We start from the raw sequence: 16,615 nt of genomic DNA, 5'->3' as shown, positions 1-16,615 counted from the left end.
GCACGGTGTGTCATGGGGCAGGCACGGCCGGCAGGGGCGGACGCGGCGCCGGCAGGGACCGCCGGCACAAGGCGATCAGCCCGTGCAGCACGGCCCCCAGCACCACCAGCAGCACGCTCCCCGCGCCCCAGACCAGCCAGGCCACCGCGGTGACGCCGCCGGCCATCAAGGGCAGCGCCTCCAGCAGCTGCTGGGCGGCCGGCGCGAGCAGGGCGAGGCCGGACTGCAAGGCCTCCACCCACTCCGCAGGCATCCAGGGCTCGAGCCAGTCCGGCAAGGCCGGCAGCGCAGGGCCACCGGCCCCGGCGCCGTCGGGTGCTTCCGGCCCTTTCGGCCCGCCCAGCTGCGCCAGCACCCAGACCGCCAGCCCATGCAGGGCCCAGAGGGCCAGGGACCACGCCGCCAGGAGGCAGGCCACGAGAAACCAGCTCAGCGCGTACGCCATGGCGGCCATGAGAAGTGCTCCAGGTCAATGCAAGTGCTGCGAGTGTGGCCATGACGAGGCTCCGGATAAACCATCCTTAATCGCAACTAGCATTCGGTTTTTCCGCAGCGGAGGACGCATGCTGAACTACCGCCATCTGCACTACTTCTGGGTCGTCGCCAAGGAAGGGGGCTTTGCGCGCGCGGCCGCCCGCCTGGACATGGCCGTGCAGACCGTCAGCGCCCAGGTGCGCGAGCTGGAACGCGCCCTGGGGCACCAGCTGCTCAAGCCCGCCGGGCGCGGCGTCGCGCTGACCGAGGCCGGTCAGGCCGCCTTCGCCCGGGCCGAGGAGATCTTCCATCTCGGCCAGGGCCTGGCGGACGAAGTTCGCGAGGCCGCCAGCGGCAAGGTGCAGCGCCTGGGCGTGGGGCTGTCCGACGGCATCTCCAAGCTGTCCGCGCATGCCCTGCTGGCGCCGGTGCTCGAGGCGCCTCACCTGCGCCTCGTCTGCCATGACGGCGAGTTCGAGCAGCTCATGAGCGAGCTGGCCCTGCACCACCTGGACCTCGTGCTGGCCGGCCAGGCGCCGCCGCGCAATCCCAATCTGCGCCTGGCCTGCGTGCGCCTGGTCGAGACGCCGATCGAGTGGTACGGGCCGACCCACCTCGTCGGCAGGGCCGAGCAGGCCCGCTTCCCCGCCTGCCTCAACGATCTGCCCGTGCTGCTGCCCACCTCGCATTCGGCGCTGCGGGGCAAGCTGGACCACTGGCTGGAGAGCGAGGGGCTGCGCCCGCGCATCGTCGGCGAATTCGAGGACAGCGCGCTGCTGGCCGTCTTTGCCGCCCGAGGCCTCGGTGTGTTTCCCGTGAGCCAGCTCGGCAGCGGCGACCTCGGCATGCCGCGGGGCCTGCGGCGCCTGGGGTCCTGTGACCAGGTGAAAGAGGAGATCTACGCGCTGCATTCGAGGCGCGGGCAGCATCACCCGCTGGTCAGGCAGGTGATCCAGGCGGCCGCCCTGCTCCCGGCCGTCTGAGGGCGGGCCTGCCGATCAGGGCGCGGGCAGCGTCACCGGGGCCGGCGGCAGGCCCTGCATGAGCGGCCCGGTGCACAGGGACTGCACATGCGTCTGGTGCCAGCGGCGGTGGGCCGCCTCCAGCACCACACTTTCCGCGTCCGCCATGTGGCGATCGGCCACGGCGACCGCGGCAGCCAGCAGCAGGGTGCATTGCTGCAGCGCCGGGTCGGTGACCTCGTCGAGCAGCAGGTCCAGCGTCTGCTCGTCCACCTGGCACACCAGCGAAGCCTGGCCGGAAGCGCCCAGCATCAGGTCCTCGCAGGTGTGTCGCACCACTTCGGCAAACCCCCCGGGCGCGAGACCCAGGGTCTGCTCGACCTGCATCGTCTCGAGCGCATCGAGCTCGACGCGGGAGACATGGCCATCGGCGATAAGCACCAGCGCCACGAGGCGCGCGGCGGCTTCAGGGCTGTTGCAAGGATAGTTGCGCATGGGAACCTCCACGGTCAGGGGTCAGGGGTCAGGACACCGGCCTGCCTTCACCGGTACGGCCGCTCCCGGTCCCGGGGCCACTGCCGGATACGCACGGGCACCAGCTGCGGCGCCGGCCTCGCCGGCCAGACGGCCGTCAACGAGGCCAGCAGGGGGGCCAGCCAGGCAGCCAGCAAACCCTTCAAGGCGGACAGCGCCATGCGAGGGCCAGGGGCGGGATGGGATCGGGACATTCGCAGGATCTCCGGGGACAGGAGCCCTGACTGTGCGGGCGCCGACTTTTCTATAAAAGCAGACAAAATCAGGCACTCGCGTAGAAAAAAGCGAAGTAGCCTCCGGCCGCGAACGGGCCGACGCGCCGACCTTGCGGGTGGCTCACCCGCTGCGCCTGGCCGTGGAGCCGGGCCCGCCCAGGGCGGCGACAATCGCGCCATGAGCACCTCCCCGCCCGAGCCCCGGCAACAGCCCCGCAACCCCCTGCACGGCCTGACGCTGGAAGCCATCGTCATTGCGCTGCAGGAGGAGTACGGCTGGACCGGCCTGGATGAGCGCATCCCGCTGCGCTGCTTCGCCTTCGAGCCCAGCGTCCAGTCCAGCCTGAAGTTCTTGCGCCGCACGCCCTGGGCGCGGGCCAAGGTGGAGAGCCTCTATCTCTTCATGCTGAGGGAGCGTGCGCGGCAGGCGCGGGACCGGAGCTGAGGCCGAAGGGCCCGGAGAACCCGGCTCGCGAGCCCGCCTCAGCGCAGGTTGATGGCCACCGCGCCATTGATCAGCAGCACGCCGTTCTCCGTGACGGTGAGATCACCACCCTGGTGGTAGCGCCAGACCGGCTGGTGGCTGTCCAGGTCGATGGCATAGGTGGCGCCCGTGGCGGAACCCCCGACGGACACGAAGGCCAGCTTGCCGACCAGGACCAGGACGGCCTTCAAGTCGGAGGTCTGCGGCCACAACTCCGCATCCTCCAGTGGGACGTTCCAGCGCCACAGCTCCTTGCCGGTGGCCGCGTCCAGCGCGAGCAGGCTGTTGTCCATGCCGGCGACGTAGACCGTGCCCGCACGCTCCACGGCATTGGAGGCAACGCCCGGGGTGAACCAGCGCTGCGTGCCCTTGGCCAGGTCCACGGCCCACAGTCCCGTGCCCAAATCCTGGGGATTCACGGCATAGTGCATCGACACATAGGCCGTGCCGGACGGTCCCAGGGCCGGCGCGGTCGGCGTGCCCGTGACCGCGGCCGCGGCCGCTGCCTTCGTCAGCTTCAGCGTGAAGAGGGTGGCCCCGTTGCCGGCATCCAGGGCCCACAGCGTGCTGCCGTCAAAGCCCGCCACGCGGCCATCGGCCACGGAGAAGGGGTAGTCGCTGCCCCAGGTGGCGCCGAAGAAGCCGGGCGTGGGCCTGACGCTCCAGACCTTGCTGGCATCGGACTCCCGATGGCGGCTCACCTGGCCCAGGGTGGTACTGGCGTACACCGAGCCGGCGTCCAGCACGGGGCTTTGGGTGATGGTGCGCGAGGGCGAGAACGGGGCGGCGTCCTCCAGCAGCACCTGCCGGACTTGCTGGCCGGTGGTGCCGTCGAAGGCGGCCAGGACGGCGCGGTCCTGATTGACGGTCAGGTCCGGCACGCGCGTGACCGCCCAGATCCTGCCATTGCCGGCGGCGGGGGTGCTGAGCCAGTCCATCGCTTGCAGAGGGCCCCACAACCTGGCGCCGTCCTGCTCCGAGAAGGCCCCCAGCTCGCGCTGGCCGCCGTACAACGACCAGTTGGTGTAGATCCGGCCGCCGTCCGACATCCGCGCCCAGGTGACGTTGCGGTTGGACCAGCGGCGATTGAAGTTGAGGGCCGAGACGCTGGCGGGCACGTCGGCATTCCTGGAGGCGCGCCCCCAGGACTGCGACCAGGCAAAGGCCCCCGGCAGCGGCTGGAGCGGGCTCAGATTGGACGGCTTCAGCACCTTGACCTTGTAGGGCAGGTACCAGGGCGAGCCCTCGATGGGCTGGGTGCACACGGCGGGATCGTCGCGGCACAGCCGGACCTCCAGATAGCCCTGCACGCTGCCCTCGGCCGCCTGGGCCGACAGCAGCGTCCTGGCGCTCAGACGGCCGTCATCGCGCAGCGCCAGGCAGTCCCCTCCCACCGTGCCGCCCACCCTGGCCGAGGCGAGCACGCCGCCCGGGTCCTTGAAGCCGCACCGCACCGTGCCGGTCAGCGTCTTGGACAGCCGGGCGGCGAAGTAGGCGTTCTGCTCCTCTCCCACATAGGCCGTGATCTCCATCGAGGTCGGCGCGAGCGCCAGCCATTCGCCACCCGGCGTGGGTGCCGGGATGGGTGTTGGAGTTGGAGTCGGTGTTGGCGTGGGTGTGGGTGTGGGCGTGGGGGTCGGCGTGGGGGTCTGGCTCGCTCCCCCTCCGCCACCGCAGGCGGTACTCAGTGCAGCGACGAGAAGGGCAGCAACCAGGCCTCGAGTGGGGGCCACAGGCCACGCATGGCGCACAGAGCGCATCTCAGGCTTCACTTGCATCTAGAAATCACTCCCTTGGGGTCCCTGGTGCAGGGCTCTTGAATTTGGGCCCGATTATGCCTCACGCCTCACAGCTCAAGTCCGCGGCCAGGCGCCGTGGGCGCCCGACGCATACGGACACACATCGGTGGCCTGGGCAAGCGCTGCCGGCACCGACAAAGGCACCGGCTGCACGCGCGGCGAGACCAGCCGCCGCGGCGGGCGCGAGCCCAGGCATCGCGCTCGCCGCAGCCTCCTGGGCTCACTGCAGATTGATGGCGATGGTCCCGTCGATCAGCAGGGTGCCGTTCTCGGTGACGCCCAGCGCGCCGGCGGCCGGATAGCGCCAGACCGTCTGGTAGGTGGCGAGGTCGACGGCGTAGGTGGCACCGCCCACCGAGTTCCCCACGGAAAGGAAGGCATAGGGGCCGACCAGGATGAGGTTGAACCTGGACAGGCCGCCATAGGCGGCGAAGTACTCCTCGGGCAACTCCCAACGCCGCTGTTCCTGGCCCGTGGCCACGTCCAGGGCCAGCAGGGCACCGCTCTTGTCGAGGGCATAGACCAGGCCCTGCCGTTCGACGACCCTGGAGGCGACACCGGACTTCGTCCAGCGCTGCTGGCCCTTCGCGAGATCCACGGCCAGCAACACGCTGCTGGTGGACGTGGGCGACGAGGAGAAGCTGGTCGACACGTAGGCCGTGCCGGACGGCCCCAGCACCGGCTCCACCGCCTGGTATGCCTTCACTTGAGTCGTTGTCAGCGGCAGCTTGAACTGCGCGGCACCGCTGTTGGCCTCCACACTCCACAGGGTGACGCCGTCAAAGCCCACCACGCGCCCACCGGCCACGGAGAAGGGGAAGTTCACGCCATCGGCCTTGGTCACTTCGCCCAGAGGCCTGATGCTCCAGACGCTGGCACCGCCCGGCTCCGTCAAGCGGCTGACCAGGCCGAAGGTCGTGCCCGCGTACACGGCACCCGCATCCACCACAGGGCCCACTGTTACCGTCGGGAGCGGCGAGGAGGTGAGCGGAGGCGCCGCATCGAGCTTGACCTTCTTAAGCTCTGTGCCGCTGGCGCCATCGACGGACAGCAGCGTCGTCGCGGACCCGCCGGAGAACGAGTCGTAGTTGGCATAGACCGCCCACAGCTTGCCGTTAGCTGCGGAGAAGCTACTCAACCAGCGGTGCGTGCCGTTTTCCCACAGCTGCGCTCCATCGTGCTCCGAGAAGGCAGCCATGCTGTCCCAGGTCCTGTAGAGCCGACCGCCCTCGCTGAGCAGGGCGGTCCAGGAACGGGCGTTGACCCAGCGCCGGGTGAAGTTGGCTGCCTTGATGTCGGCGGTCGTCACATCGGCATTCCGCGAGGCCTGCCCGCCTTGGCCGGACCAGCCCCGGACCCCGGCCAGAGGCCTCAGCGTCGTCAGGTTGCTGGGCTGCTGTACCGTGATCTTGTACGGGACGTTCCAAGGCGAACCTTCGAGCGGCTGGGCGCAGACGCGGGGATCGTCCCGGCACACGCGGACCTCGAAGCTGCCCTGGTAGAGGCCAGGGGCGAGTTCGGGAGACAGGTTTATCTCCGCGACATAGCTCAGCTCGCTCCTCGGGGACAGGCTGAGGTCACCCGTGGTGACCCCTTTCTTGTCGATGACCGCAGCGGTCACGAGGCCCGCGATCGTCTTCGATGACCGGGCGACGATCGAGAACTTCTGTGTCTCACCCGCATAGGCCGTGATCTCCACCTGCGAAGGCGCAAAGCTCAGCCAGGCGCCGCCGGGCGTAGGCGTAGGCGTGGGCGTAGGCGTGGGCGTGGGCGTAGGCGTAGGCGTGGGCGTGGGCGTGGGCGTGGGCGTGGGCGTGGGCGTCGGCGTCGGCGTCGGCGTCGGCGTCGGCGTGGGTGTCGGTGTCGGTGTCGGTGTCGGCGTGGGCGTAGGGCCAGGCACAGGTGCGCTGCCACCGCCGCCACCGCCGCAAGCAGTGCTCAGCGCGGCGGCCAGCAGGACGCTTGCCAGGCCCAAGGCCCGGCTCGAAGGCAAGTGGAGGCCTTGAACGTTCGAGCAGGCGGGTGATTGTCTTGACATGGATTTCCCTCTTCTTTGTTTGATTTGCTTGGATTGGTGGCGCGAAGCATCCATCAGCACTGTGACAGCGTGCTTGACCGGAGGCCGTGGGCACCGCTGCGGCAGTGCGCAGTTCGCACCCATCAAAAAAGCCCCGCAAGGTGGAGACCTTCGGGGCTTGGTTGCTGGCGCAGGGCGCCAGTCCGTGAGGACTCGTCAGAACGGGATGTCGTCATCCATGTCATCAAAGCCGGTGGCCGGACGCGGCGCGGGGGCCGGGCGCGGGGCCGGGGCGCGGGGGGCTGCAGCGCGCGGGGCGCGGGCCTCGCCGCCGCCGAAGTCGTCGCCGCCGCCCTGGCCACCTTGCGGGGCGCTGCGCTCACGGCTGTAGCCACCGCCGCCACCGCCGAAGTCGTCACCGCCGCCGCCGCTGTCACGGCCGCCCAGCAGTTGCATCTGCTCGGCAATGATTTCGGTGGTGTACTGGTCGCGGCCTTCCTTGTCCTGCCACTTGCGGGTCTTCAGGCGGCCTTCCACATAGACGGGGCGGCCCTTCTTCAGGTACTCGCCGGCGATTTCGGCCAGGCGGTCATAGAAGACCACGCGGTGCCATTCGGTTTCTTCCTGGCGCTCGCCGCCTTCGCGGCTCTTCCAGTTGCGGGTGGTCGCCAGGCTGATGTTGCAGACCGCGGCGCCGCTGGGGGTGTAGCGAACCTCGGGATCACGGCCCAGGTTGCCAATGAGGATGACTTTGTTGACGGATGCCATGAAGCGCTCGCGGACAGGAATTCAAACCCCCGATTATGCCGTGCGGCCCGGCCGGGACCCCGGGCAGGGCTTCCCCGAACCGTCCCCCGAAGACGGGAACGAGCGGCGTGCACGCCAGCTGGGGGGCCGCTCGCAGGGCGGCGGCCGGGTCCGGTATCGCGCCCTGGCGCGGCCCATGCCGCAGCCGGCGGGCAGGGCGGCCAGGCCTGAGCGGCCGGTCCAGCGGTCCGGGAATCGCACGCCATGCCCGGCTTCCGGCACTTGGTCCCAGCCGGGGCCGGCGGCCCGCGCGGCTTGGCTAGGATGGCGCCATGTCTGCTCCCCGTCCCCGCCCCACGACCACCCGGCCCTCCTCGCGCCGGCTGTGGCTGGGCTATGCCGGGGTGTGCACGCTCACCTGGGGCCTGTTCGTACTGGCCGGCACCGAGTTCCAGAGCGGCCCCTGGAAGATCTGGGAAGCCCTGCTGCAGTCGACGATGACGCTGTGGGCACCCATGCTGCTGGGCACGGCGGTCCACCCCTGGATGGGCTGGATCAGCCGGCGCAGCCGCCCCTTCTGGCAGCTGGCCCTGCTGCATGCCGGCGCGGCCCTGCTCTTCAGCGGGGTCTGGCTGGTGCTGGACTACCAGCTCACGCAGGCCCTCTTCGGCACCGAGCATGCCGACGCCATGCTGGCCCAGTACATCCTCTGGCGCGCCATCTGGGGCCTGATCGCCTACGCGGCCCTGGCCACCGGCTTCGGCGCGGTCTTCAGCGCGCGGCGGGCCCGCTCGCTGGCCATTGCGGCGGCACAGGCGGAATCCGCGCTGGCGAGCGCCGAGCTGTCCGTCATCAGCGGCAAGCTGAACCCGCACTTCCTCTTCAACACCCTCAACTCCCTCATCGCCCTGACCCGCAAGGACGCCCGCGCGGCCGAGCAGGCCCTGCTGCGCTTCTCGGGCATGCTGCGCTACGTGCTGGACAGCAAGCGCAGTGCCACCGACCGGGTCGGCCTGCAGCAGGAGCTGGACTTCGTGCGCGACTACCTCGCCCTGGAGGCCCTGCGCCTGGGCGCCCGGCTGCGGGTGACATGGACCCTGGACGAAGCCGTGCTGCAGGACGAAGTGCCGCCCCTGACCCTGCAGCCCCTGGTGGAGAACTGCATCGTGCACGGCATCGCGCCGCGGGTGCAGGGCGGCACCATCCAGATCAGCGCCCAGCGCGATGCCCTCAACGGCGGCCTCAACCTGTGTGTGCAGGACGATGGGGAAGGCTGCGACCCCGCCCAGCTGGAGGCCGAGCGGCCCGGCCGCAGCGGCATCGGCCTGGGCGCCCTGCGGCGGCGCTTTGCCCTGGACTACGACGGCCGCGCGCGCCTGCGCGTCCACACCCAGCCCGGCGCGGGCTTTCGCGTCGACCTCTGGATTCCGCAAGAAGCATGAACTCCCCCCGCATACGCACCCTCATCGCCGAGGACGAGCCCCTGGCCGCCGAGGCCCTGGCCGAGTGGGTCCAGGCCCTGCCCCAGCTGGAGCTGGTGGCCCAGTGCAGCGACGGACCGGCGGCGCTGGAGGCCATCCAGCGCCTGCAGCCGGGCCTCGTCTTCATGGACATCCAGATGCCCGGCATGACCGGCCTGCAGGTGCTGCGCGCCCTGGGCGAGGCGGGCATGAGCCAGAGCCCCGCGGTGATCTTCACCACCGCCTATGACGAGCACGCCCTGGCCGCCTTCGAGCTGCATGCCGTGGACTACCTGCTCAAGCCCTTCTCGCAGGAGCGCTTCGACGAGGCCGTGCAGCACGCGCTGCAGACCGTCGGCCACCTGCAGCAATGGCAGGGCGCGCTGGAGACCGCGGCCCTGCCTGGCGCCGAACTGGAGCCACTGACCCGCATCCTGGTGCGGGACCAGGGCAAGATCTTCCCGCTGCAGGTCGAGGCCATCGAGTACCTGCGCTCCGACACCAAGTACACCGCCGTGGCCAGCCGCGGCCGCCAGTTCCTGGTGCGCCTGCCCATCACCGCCTTCGAGCAGCGCCTGGACCCGCTGCGCTTCCTGAAGCTGCAGCGCAGCTGCATCGTCAACCTCGACTTCGTCGAGTCCATGAGTCCGGACGAGAACTCCCAGCTGGTGGTCCAGATGCGCGATGGCACGCGTTTCACGGCCAGCCGCGAGGTCTCCAAGCGTTTGCGTGAGCAGTCGATATGAACGCCTCCACTCCCTCCCCCTCCCTGCCTTCGCGGCTGGCTCGCGGCCTGGCCGTGGCCCTGACCTCGGCCCTGGCCCTGCTGCCCTTCGCGGCCCGGGCCCAGGAGCCCGAAGGCCGGGTCTACGCCCCCGGCCCCTTTGATCGCCTGGAGATCGCCGGCTCCGCCCAGCTGCGCCTGGTTCAGGGGCCGCGGGACCAGGTCTTCATCGCGGGCGATGCCGAACTGCAGAAGGACATCAGCGTCGAGCTCCAGCACGACAAGCTGCTGATCCGCCCCTCGGGCAGCTGGAAGTTCTGGAACAGCCAGCGCCTGCAGGTGGACGTGAGCATGCGCCAGCTGCGCCAGCTGGTCATCTCGGGGGCCGCGGACCTGCGTGCGGCCGAGCCGGTGCGCGTGCAACGCCTGGCCATCCACATCTCCGGGGCCGGCCAGGTGCGCTTCGACGACCTGGTGGCCGAGCAGCTCAGCTTCGGCATCTCCGGCTCGGGCGAGGGCCTGCTCAAGGGTCAGGTGCAGGACCTGAACCTGCAGATCACCGGCAAGGGCAAGCTGCTGGCCGAGCAGCTGCGCGCGGACCAGGCCACCGTGGCCATCAGCGGCATCGGTCAGGCCAATCTGTGGGTGACGGACGAGCTCCGCGTGAGCGTGTCCGGCATCGGCACGGTCGAGTACTGGGGCGCGCCCGAGGTGAAGCGCCGCACCAGCGGTCTGGCGCGCGTCAATGCGCTGGGGGAGAAGCCGCCGCGCTGAGCGCGGGGCGGGCGGGGCGGGAGAGGATCAAGGCTCGCCGTCCCAGTAGTCCAGGCCCGCGTCGCGGCGCTGCAGGAAGGCGGGGCCCTTGTTGGAGAAGACGCCGATCTTGTCGGAGTCCGGATATTCGCAGACCTCCGGCCGCTCCTGCGTGCTGATGGACAGATAGCTCAGGTCCGCCTGCGAAGTGTTGATCAGGTGGTGGGGGTAGTCCGGCCCGCAGGGGATGAAGATCACGTCGCCCGCCTTCACCGGCAGCTGCTCGCCCGCCACGCGCAGGGTGCCCTCGCCGGCGAGGATGATGAACATCTCCTCCTGCGTGTGGTGGAAGTGATAGGGGCAGCTCTGCTTGCCGGGCGGGACGGTGTCGATGCCGCAGCCCAGCTTGCGCGCCAGGGTGCCATCGGACACGCCGGCCACGCGGCTTTCATAGAGCGGTGCGCGCTGGAACAGCTCGCGCGGCACCTCCTGGTGGTTGCGGATCAGCTTGCGGCGCAGCTCGGCGGCGCGGTCGGTGGAAGCTTCGGGGGCGGTGTCGCTCATGGCTCAACTCCAGGCTGGCATCCGGCCCATCTTACGCAGACCGGCGGTCCGTCCAGGCCCGGGACAAGGCCATGGAAGGCCGATATTTCCTGCGCATCTCGGCGGCTCCTCCGGCTTGCGGAAAGGGGCCGCAGGGGGAAGCGCGTACCATTGCGCGCTTGCCATGCCTGCTCCCGACCCGTCCTCCCTTCCCTTGACCCTCCTGCAGGAGGTCTTCGGCTACAGCGCCTTCCGTGGCGAGCAGGCCGCCATCGTCGACCATGTCTGCGCGGGCGGAGACGCCCTGGTGCTCATGCCCACGGGCGGCGGCAAGAGCCTGTGCTACCAGGTCCCGGCCATCGCCCGGCACCGGCGGGGGCAGGGCGTGGCCATCGTGGTGAGCCCGCTGATCGCGCTGATGCACGACCAGGTCGGCGCCCTCGAAGAAGCCGGCGTGCACGCCGCCTTCCTCAATTCCAGCCTCAGCAGCGAAGAGGCCCAGCAGGTCGAGCGCGAGCTGATGAGCGGCCGCCTGACCCTGCTCTACGCCGCGCCCGAGCGCATCACCACGCCGCGCTTCCTGGCCCAGCTCACCCATCTGCACGAGAAGGGCCTGCTGAGCCTCTTCGCCATCGACGAGGCGCATTGCGTGAGCCAGTGGGGCCACGACTTCCGCAGCGAGTACCTGGCGCTGTCGACCCTGCACGAGCGCTTCCCCGAGGTGCCGCGCATCGCGCTGACCGCCACCGCGGACGACGTCACCCGGGCCGACATCATCGAGCGCCTGGCCCTGCAGGACGCGCGGATCTTCGTCTCCAGCTTCGACCGGCCCAACATCCGCTACGCCATCGTCGAGAAGGAGAAGCCGCGCGAGCAGCTGCTGCGCTTCATCCAGGACGAGCACGAGGACGAAGCCGGCATCGTCTACTGCCAGAGCCGCAAGAAGGTCGAGGAGACCGCCACCTGGCTGGAGAGCGAAGGCATCCGCGCCCTGCCCTACCACGCCGGGCTGGACGCCGAGCTGCGCATGCGCCACCAGGACCGCTTCCTGCGCGAGGAAGGCCTGGTGATGGTGGCCACCATCGCCTTTGGCATGGGCATCGACAAGCCCGACGTCCGCTTCGTGGCCCACCTGGACCTGCCCAAGAACATCGAGGCCTACTACCAGGAGACCGGCCGTGCCGGCCGTGACGGCGAGCCCGCCGAAGCCTGGATGGCCTATGGCCTGGCCGATGTGGTCAACCAGCGCCGCATGATCGACGAAAGCCCGGCCGGCGAGGAGTTCAAGAAGATCCAGCGCGGCAAGCTCGACGCCCTGCTGGCTCTGGCCGAGGCCACCGACTGCCGCCGCGTGCGCCTGCTGGCCTATTTCGACGAGACCTACCGCGGCGCCGACGGCCGCCCCCTGCAGCACTGCGGCCACTGCGACAACTGCCTCAACCCGCCCGCCACCTGGGACGGCACCGAGGCGGCGCGCAAGCTGCTGTCCTGCATCTACCGCTTCCACCAGAACGGCGGCCAGCGCTTCGGCGCCGGCCACCTGATCGACGTCCTGCGCGGCAAGATGAGCGACAAGGTCGCCCAGTACGGCCACCAGCACCTGAGCACCTGGGGCATCGGCGCGGACCTGAGCGAGGCCCAGTGGCGCGGCGTGCTGCGCCAGCTCGTCGCCCTGGGCCATGTGTTCGCCGAGGGCGAGTACAGCACCCTGGCCCTGGCCGAGAGCGCGCGCAGCGTGCTGCGCGGCGAAGTGAGCATCCGCCTGCGGGTGGCCACCCAGGCCCAGGAACGGGGAAGTCGGCGGGGCAAGCTCAGCCGCAGCGGTGCCAAGGCCGGCCAGGCCGGCAAGGGCGCCCCGGTGGACCTGGACGCCGCCGCCCTGGCCCGCTTCGAGCAGCTCAAGGCCTGGCGCGCCGAGGTGGCCCGCGAGCATGGCCTGCCCGCCTATGTGATCTTCCAGAACGTGACCCTGGCCGAGATGGCCCGCCAGCTGCCGCAGTCGCTGACCGAGCTCGGCCAGATCAGCGGCGTGGGCGCCAAGAAGCTCGAGGCTTACGGGCGCGAGATCCTCAGGGTGCTGGACGTCTCCTGATCCTGCACCCAGGCCTTGATCGCCCGGCCGCAGTCGGCCCCGAACAGGTAGCCCTGGTAGGCCATGACGGCGCACAGGACGATGCGGACGACGGTGTTGCTGGACATGAAAGGCTCCTTTCTTCGGTCGGTCGGCGGATGCCGGGCATCCATGGCCTGAAGCATGCCGGGCTGGGCCGGCGCCGTCGCAGGGGCTGCGGCGAATGGCGGGATGGAGCGATGAATGGGGTCCGCCTGGAGCGGAGCGGACCTGGCAAGACCTGACACCTCGCGGCGAGTCCCGGCCAGAAAAGCAAAAGCCCGGCCGAAGCCGGGCTGTCGAGGGATGGCAATCAGCGCAGGGCTGAGCCGTTCATGACACGCTGGAGTCAGCGCGGCGGCCGTTGATCACGACCTGGGGCAGTTGCTGGATCTGGGCGACCTGCTCGGCGCGCTTGCCCTGGATGACCACGGGCTCGAGCTTGACGATCTGGCTGCGGAACTCGGCGGCGCGGTCGACCTGCACGCGGACCCCGGTGAACAGGGCGGCGGTGGCGGCGATGCCGATGGCGAAAGCGATATAGCTGGTAGAGCGGGTGGTCATGGTGGAACTCCTTGCGTTGATTGATCCGGTGACTGAAGTTTCGTCAATAGGGGGCCACCCCGAAACCTCCGCGCGATGAAGACGCAGCCGGCACGCTTGAACTGCATCCAGCCGCGATGAACGAACGGCAGGGGGACTGGGCGGCTGGCAAGATGCGGCCTGCATCCGGACCTCCCCATGACCTCTGACACCACCTCCCGCCCCGCCCCGCCCCTGCAAGCCCTGCTCGACGCCACCTGGGCCCGCGACATGGCCGCCGACCCGCTGCTGGCCACCTATGTGGGCGAGACGGCCTACAACGCCGCCTGGCCCGACCTCAGCCCCGCCGCCCGCGCCGCCCGTCAGGCGGCCGACCGCGACGCCCTGGCCGCCCTGCAGGCCATCCCGCGCGAGGGCCTGCCCGAGCAGGAGGCACTGACCCATGAGCTCTTCGAGCGGGAACTGCAGGGCCGCATCCAGCTGCAGGACTTCTTCCACGAGGCCTATGCCATCACGGCGCGCGAGGGTCCGCAAAGCCTCAACGAGCTGGCCGAGCTGATGCCCCTGGACAGCCCCGCCGACCTGCGGGTGTGGCTGCAGCGCCTGCGGGGCCTGCCGGCCTACCTGGCGCAGTTCCAGGCGCTGCTGGCCGAGGCCGTGAGCCGCGGCCACACGCAGCCCCGCTTCCTGATGGAACGCGTGCTGACCCCGCTGGACGCCCAGCTGGTGGACGAGCCCTCCGCCAGCCCCTTCTTCAGCGCCTTCCGCGCGCTGCCGGACGCCTGGCCCGACACCCCAGCCCTGCGCGAAGAGGCCCTGGCCCTGATCCGCGAGCAGATCGTGCCGGCCTACCGGCGCTTCCGTGCCTTCTTCGTCGATCACTACCTGAGCGCCTGCCGCGAGAGCCACGGCATCTGGGACACCCCCCAGGGCGAGGCCTACTACGCCAACCGCATCGCCCACCACACCAGCACCGCGCTGAGCGCCGAGGACATCCACCAGATCGGCCTGGCCGAGGTGGCACGCATCCAGGGCGAGATGCAGGCCGTGATGCAGTCCCTGGACTTCGAGGGCAGCCTGCAGGATTTCTTCGAGTGGCTGCGCACGGACCCGCGCTTCTACGCGCCGGACGCCGACTCCCTCTTCGCCGCCTACGTGCTGGCCTGCAAGCGCATCGACCCCGAGCTGCCCAAGCTCTTCGGCACGCTGCCGCGCACCCCCTATGGCGTGCGGCCCATCCCGGACACCAGCGCGCCCAACACCACGGCGGCCTATTACTCCGGGCCTTCGGAGGACGGACGCCGCGCCGGCTACTACTACGTCAACCTCTACCGCCCGGAGATGCGCCCGCTGTACGAGGTGGAAGTGCTGACCGCGCACGAGGCCGTGCCCGGCCACCACCTGCAGATCGCGCTGGCCCAGGAGCAGGGCACGCTGCCGAAGTTCAGGCGCTTCGCGGCCTACAACGGCTATCTGGAGGGCTGGGCGCTCTATGCCGAGCGCCTGGGCTACGAGCTGGGCCTCTACCGCGACCCCTTCTCGCACTTTGGCCAGCTGACTTACGACATGTGGCGGGCCGTGCGCCTGGTGGTGGACACCGGCATCCATGCGATGCGCTGGACGCGCGAGGAGGCCATCGCCTACTTCCGCGCCCATGCGGCCAAGACCGAGGTCGACATCGTCAACGAGATCGACCGCTACATCGGCTGGCCCGCCCAGGCCCTGTCCTACAAGATCGGCCAGCTGCACATGCTGGCCCTGCGCAGCCGCGCCGAGCAGGCCCTGGGCGATCGCTTCGACCTGCGGGCCTTCCACGACGCCGTGCTGGCGGGCGGGGCGGTGCCGTTGAATGTGCTGGAGCGGCGGGTCAGCGGGTGGATCGCGTCCGTCACGGCGTCCCGCCCTGCCTGAGGCCTGCAGCCCTTGCGCTGTCGCAAGGGCGTGCGAGTGCCGCGCGCAAAGCCCGACGGATGCAGATGGCAAAGCCAGTTATCCTCCTCAGCCCAAAAAACTGTAGAGGAGGATCTCATGATCACCATCCACCGCCGCGTCGGCGTCCTGGCCGCCACGGCCGCCCTGGCCCTGCTGAGCGCCTGCACCACGCCGGCCCCCGTGTACACGGCGTCGGTCGAGAACGCCGAAAACCTGAAGAAGCTGGCGGCCACGTCCGTCGGCGAGTTCCAGCTGGCCATGAGCGGCAGCGGCGCCACCTCGATCAGCCTGCGCGCCGACAGCATGGTGTCGCCCGTTGGCGGCAACTACGCGGCCTACCTGGCTGAAGCCCTGCGCGCTGAGCTGTCCCTGGCCGGCAAGCTGGATCCGAAGTCGCCCTTCGAGATCACCGGCTCCCTGCTGAAGAACGACATCGCCGCCGGCGGCTTCTCGACCAATTCCGGCGAGATCGAGGCCCGCTTTGTGCTCAAGCGCGACGGCCAGGAGCGCTACAGCGCCGTGAAGCGCGCGCAGGCCCAGTGGGAGTCGTCCTTTGTTGGTGCCGTCGCCATCCCCAAGGCCCGCAACCAGTACCCGCTGCTGGTCCAGCAAGTCCTGAAGGAGCTGCTGACCGACCCGGAATTCGTCAAGGCCCTGCGCTGACCTGCCACCCCGAACCCTGCATCTACCCATGAAACGCCTTGCCCTATATCTCGTTTCGCTGTTCCTCGTGGTGATGGCCACCGGCTGCGCCCATCCCATCAGCCTCGCGCCCAATGTGTCGGCCGCCCTGGAGCAGGTCAAGGTCGAGAAGATCCCGAAGAAGATCGGCTACTACATCAGCCCGGAAGACCGCACCCGTGAAGTCATCACCCCCGGCGGTGGTGGCGACAAGGTGAGCTATCTGCCCTACCGTGACCTGGAGACCGGCCTGTACGTGGTGCTGGGCCAGTCCTTCTCGGAGGTCAGCCGCATTGAGACGCTGGGCAGCCCCAAGGCAGCCGAGCAGCAGCTCATCATCAAGCCCACGATCACGACGACCTCGTACTCCGACAGCCTGGTCACCTGGCCGCCCACGGTCTTCACTGTCCAGCTCACGCTGGCCGTCGAGGACAGCTCGGGCAAGCCGGTCACCCAGATCTCGGCACAGGGCGAAGGCCGCGCGGAGTTCGCCGAATTCAAGGGCGACTTCTCCCTGGCGGCACGCCGTGCTACCGAGAACATGCTGGTGAAGCTCAAGGCAGCCATCGCCGCAGCGGCCGACAAGCTGCGCTGAACCGCGTTTCAGCTGCCCTCAAGACAAGGCCCGCCATCTGGC

General features: G+C 69.8%; 17 protein-coding genes. 9 read left to right on the top strand and 8 right to left on the bottom strand.

The annotated features are described in order from the left end of the window. Positions 1 to 10: 10 nt before the first annotated feature. Positions 11 to 454 carry a hypothetical protein gene (locus O9Y01_RS07295; protein ID WP_269630871.1) on the bottom strand — a complete coding sequence of 148 codons (444 nt, stop codon included), beginning with the start codon at positions 452 to 454 and terminating at the stop codon, positions 11 to 13. A gap of 109 nt (positions 455 to 563) precedes the next feature. On the opposite strand from O9Y01_RS07295, the gene O9Y01_RS07290 reads away from it, so the two are divergent. Beyond that, positions 564 to 1,457, top strand: coding sequence for a LysR family transcriptional regulator (locus O9Y01_RS07290; protein ID WP_269630870.1), 894 nt, complete (start codon positions 564 to 566; stop codon positions 1,455 to 1,457). 15 nt (positions 1,458 to 1,472) lie between these two features. Here O9Y01_RS07290 and O9Y01_RS07285 read toward each other — a convergent pair whose 3' ends face one another. Next, positions 1,473 to 1,931, bottom strand: a complete 459-nt coding sequence (locus tag O9Y01_RS07285) for a TerB family tellurite resistance protein (RefSeq protein ID WP_269630869.1) — start codon at positions 1,929 to 1,931, stop codon at positions 1,473 to 1,475. A 432-nt stretch (positions 1,932 to 2,363) separates the two neighbouring features. Between O9Y01_RS07285 and O9Y01_RS07280 the strand changes: the two genes are divergently transcribed. Next, the gene (locus O9Y01_RS07280; RefSeq protein WP_269630868.1) at positions 2,364 to 2,630 is read left to right on the top strand and encodes a VF530 family protein; all 267 of its coding nucleotides are present in this window, start codon (positions 2,364 to 2,366) and stop codon (positions 2,628 to 2,630) included. A 38-nt stretch (positions 2,631 to 2,668) separates the two neighbouring features. Here the strand turns inward: O9Y01_RS07280 and O9Y01_RS07275 are convergent, their stop codons facing one another. The 3 genes from O9Y01_RS07275 to ssb all read right to left on the bottom strand — a co-directional run bounded on the left by O9Y01_RS07275 (position 2,669) and on the right by ssb (position 7,253). Beyond that, complete coding sequence (locus tag O9Y01_RS07275) at positions 2,669 to 4,201, bottom strand: outer membrane protein assembly factor BamB family protein (RefSeq protein ID WP_269630867.1); 1,533 nt, start codon at positions 4,199 to 4,201, stop codon at positions 2,669 to 2,671. A 487-nt stretch (positions 4,202 to 4,688) separates the two neighbouring features. Next, entirely contained in the window at positions 4,689 to 6,443 is a 1,755-nt protein-coding gene (locus tag O9Y01_RS07270; RefSeq protein WP_269630866.1) for an outer membrane protein assembly factor BamB family protein, read from the bottom strand. A gap of 258 nt (positions 6,444 to 6,701) precedes the next feature. Next, positions 6,702 to 7,253: a single-stranded DNA-binding protein gene (gene ssb, locus O9Y01_RS07265; protein WP_269630865.1), complete on the bottom strand. Its 552-nt coding sequence runs from the start codon at positions 7,251 to 7,253 to the stop codon at positions 6,702 to 6,704. Positions 7,254 to 7,564: 311 nt separating this feature from the next. On the opposite strand from ssb, the gene O9Y01_RS07260 reads away from it, so the two are divergent. The 3 genes from O9Y01_RS07260 to O9Y01_RS07250 are packed head-to-tail and all read left to right on the top strand — an operon-like array spanning position 7,565 to position 10,190. Beyond that, entirely contained in the window at positions 7,565 to 8,674 is a 1,110-nt protein-coding gene (locus tag O9Y01_RS07260; RefSeq protein WP_269630864.1) for a sensor histidine kinase, read from the top strand. Continuing rightward, positions 8,671 to 9,438 carry a LytR/AlgR family response regulator transcription factor gene (locus O9Y01_RS07255; RefSeq protein ID WP_183105551.1) on the top strand — a complete coding sequence of 256 codons (768 nt, stop codon included), beginning with the start codon at positions 8,671 to 8,673 and terminating at the stop codon, positions 9,436 to 9,438. The genes O9Y01_RS07260 and O9Y01_RS07255 overlap by 4 nt, the downstream gene beginning before the upstream one ends. Next, on the top strand, positions 9,435 to 10,190 hold the full coding sequence (locus O9Y01_RS07250) for a head GIN domain-containing protein (protein WP_183105550.1): 756 nt from the start codon (positions 9,435 to 9,437) through the stop codon (positions 10,188 to 10,190). Before O9Y01_RS07255 ends, O9Y01_RS07250 begins: the two co-directional genes overlap by 4 nt. A 27-nt stretch (positions 10,191 to 10,217) precedes the next feature. Here O9Y01_RS07250 and O9Y01_RS07245 read toward each other — a convergent pair whose 3' ends face one another. Next, complete coding sequence (locus tag O9Y01_RS07245) at positions 10,218 to 10,733, bottom strand: cupin domain-containing protein (protein WP_269630863.1); 516 nt, start codon at positions 10,731 to 10,733, stop codon at positions 10,218 to 10,220. A 163-nt stretch (positions 10,734 to 10,896) separates the two neighbouring features. Between O9Y01_RS07245 and recQ the strand changes: the two genes are divergently transcribed. Then, complete coding sequence (gene recQ, locus O9Y01_RS07240; protein ID WP_269630862.1) at positions 10,897 to 12,804, top strand: DNA helicase RecQ; 1,908 nt, start codon at positions 10,897 to 10,899, stop codon at positions 12,802 to 12,804. Here recQ and O9Y01_RS07235 read toward each other — a convergent pair. Together O9Y01_RS07235 and O9Y01_RS07230 are read right to left on the bottom strand one after the other, a co-directional pair. After that, entirely contained in the window at positions 12,765 to 12,911 is a 147-nt protein-coding gene (locus O9Y01_RS07235; RefSeq protein ID WP_269630861.1) for a hypothetical protein, read from the bottom strand. The genes recQ and O9Y01_RS07235 overlap by 40 nt on opposite strands. 244 nt (positions 12,912 to 13,155) lie before the next feature. Then, a complete protein-coding gene (locus O9Y01_RS07230) occupies positions 13,156 to 13,386 on the bottom strand; it encodes a hypothetical protein (protein WP_269630860.1) in 231 nt (76 codons plus the stop codon). A gap of 177 nt (positions 13,387 to 13,563) precedes the next feature. Between O9Y01_RS07230 and O9Y01_RS07225 the strand changes: the two genes are divergently transcribed. The 3 genes from O9Y01_RS07225 to O9Y01_RS07215 all read left to right on the top strand — a co-directional run bounded on the left by O9Y01_RS07225 (position 13,564) and on the right by O9Y01_RS07215 (position 16,573). Next, positions 13,564 to 15,276: a DUF885 domain-containing protein gene (locus O9Y01_RS07225; protein WP_269630859.1), complete on the top strand. Its 1,713-nt coding sequence runs from the start codon at positions 13,564 to 13,566 to the stop codon at positions 15,274 to 15,276. Positions 15,277 to 15,393: 117 nt separating this feature from the next. Beyond that, entirely contained in the window at positions 15,394 to 15,960 is a 567-nt protein-coding gene (locus O9Y01_RS07220; protein WP_269630858.1) for a hypothetical protein, read from the top strand. Positions 15,961 to 15,988: 28 nt separating this feature from the next. Continuing rightward, a complete protein-coding gene (locus tag O9Y01_RS07215) occupies positions 15,989 to 16,573 on the top strand; it encodes a hypothetical protein (RefSeq protein WP_269630857.1) in 585 nt (194 codons plus the stop codon). Positions 16,574 to 16,615 lie beyond the last annotated feature (42 nt).

It is taken from the genome of Pelomonas sp. BJYL3 (assembly GCF_027257975.1).
GTDB lineage: Bacteria > Pseudomonadota > Gammaproteobacteria > Burkholderiales > Burkholderiaceae_C > Roseateles_B > Roseateles_B flavus.
The sequence above is the reverse complement of the archived record's forward strand: the minus strand, read 5'-3'. Positions and strand labels throughout refer to the sequence as shown.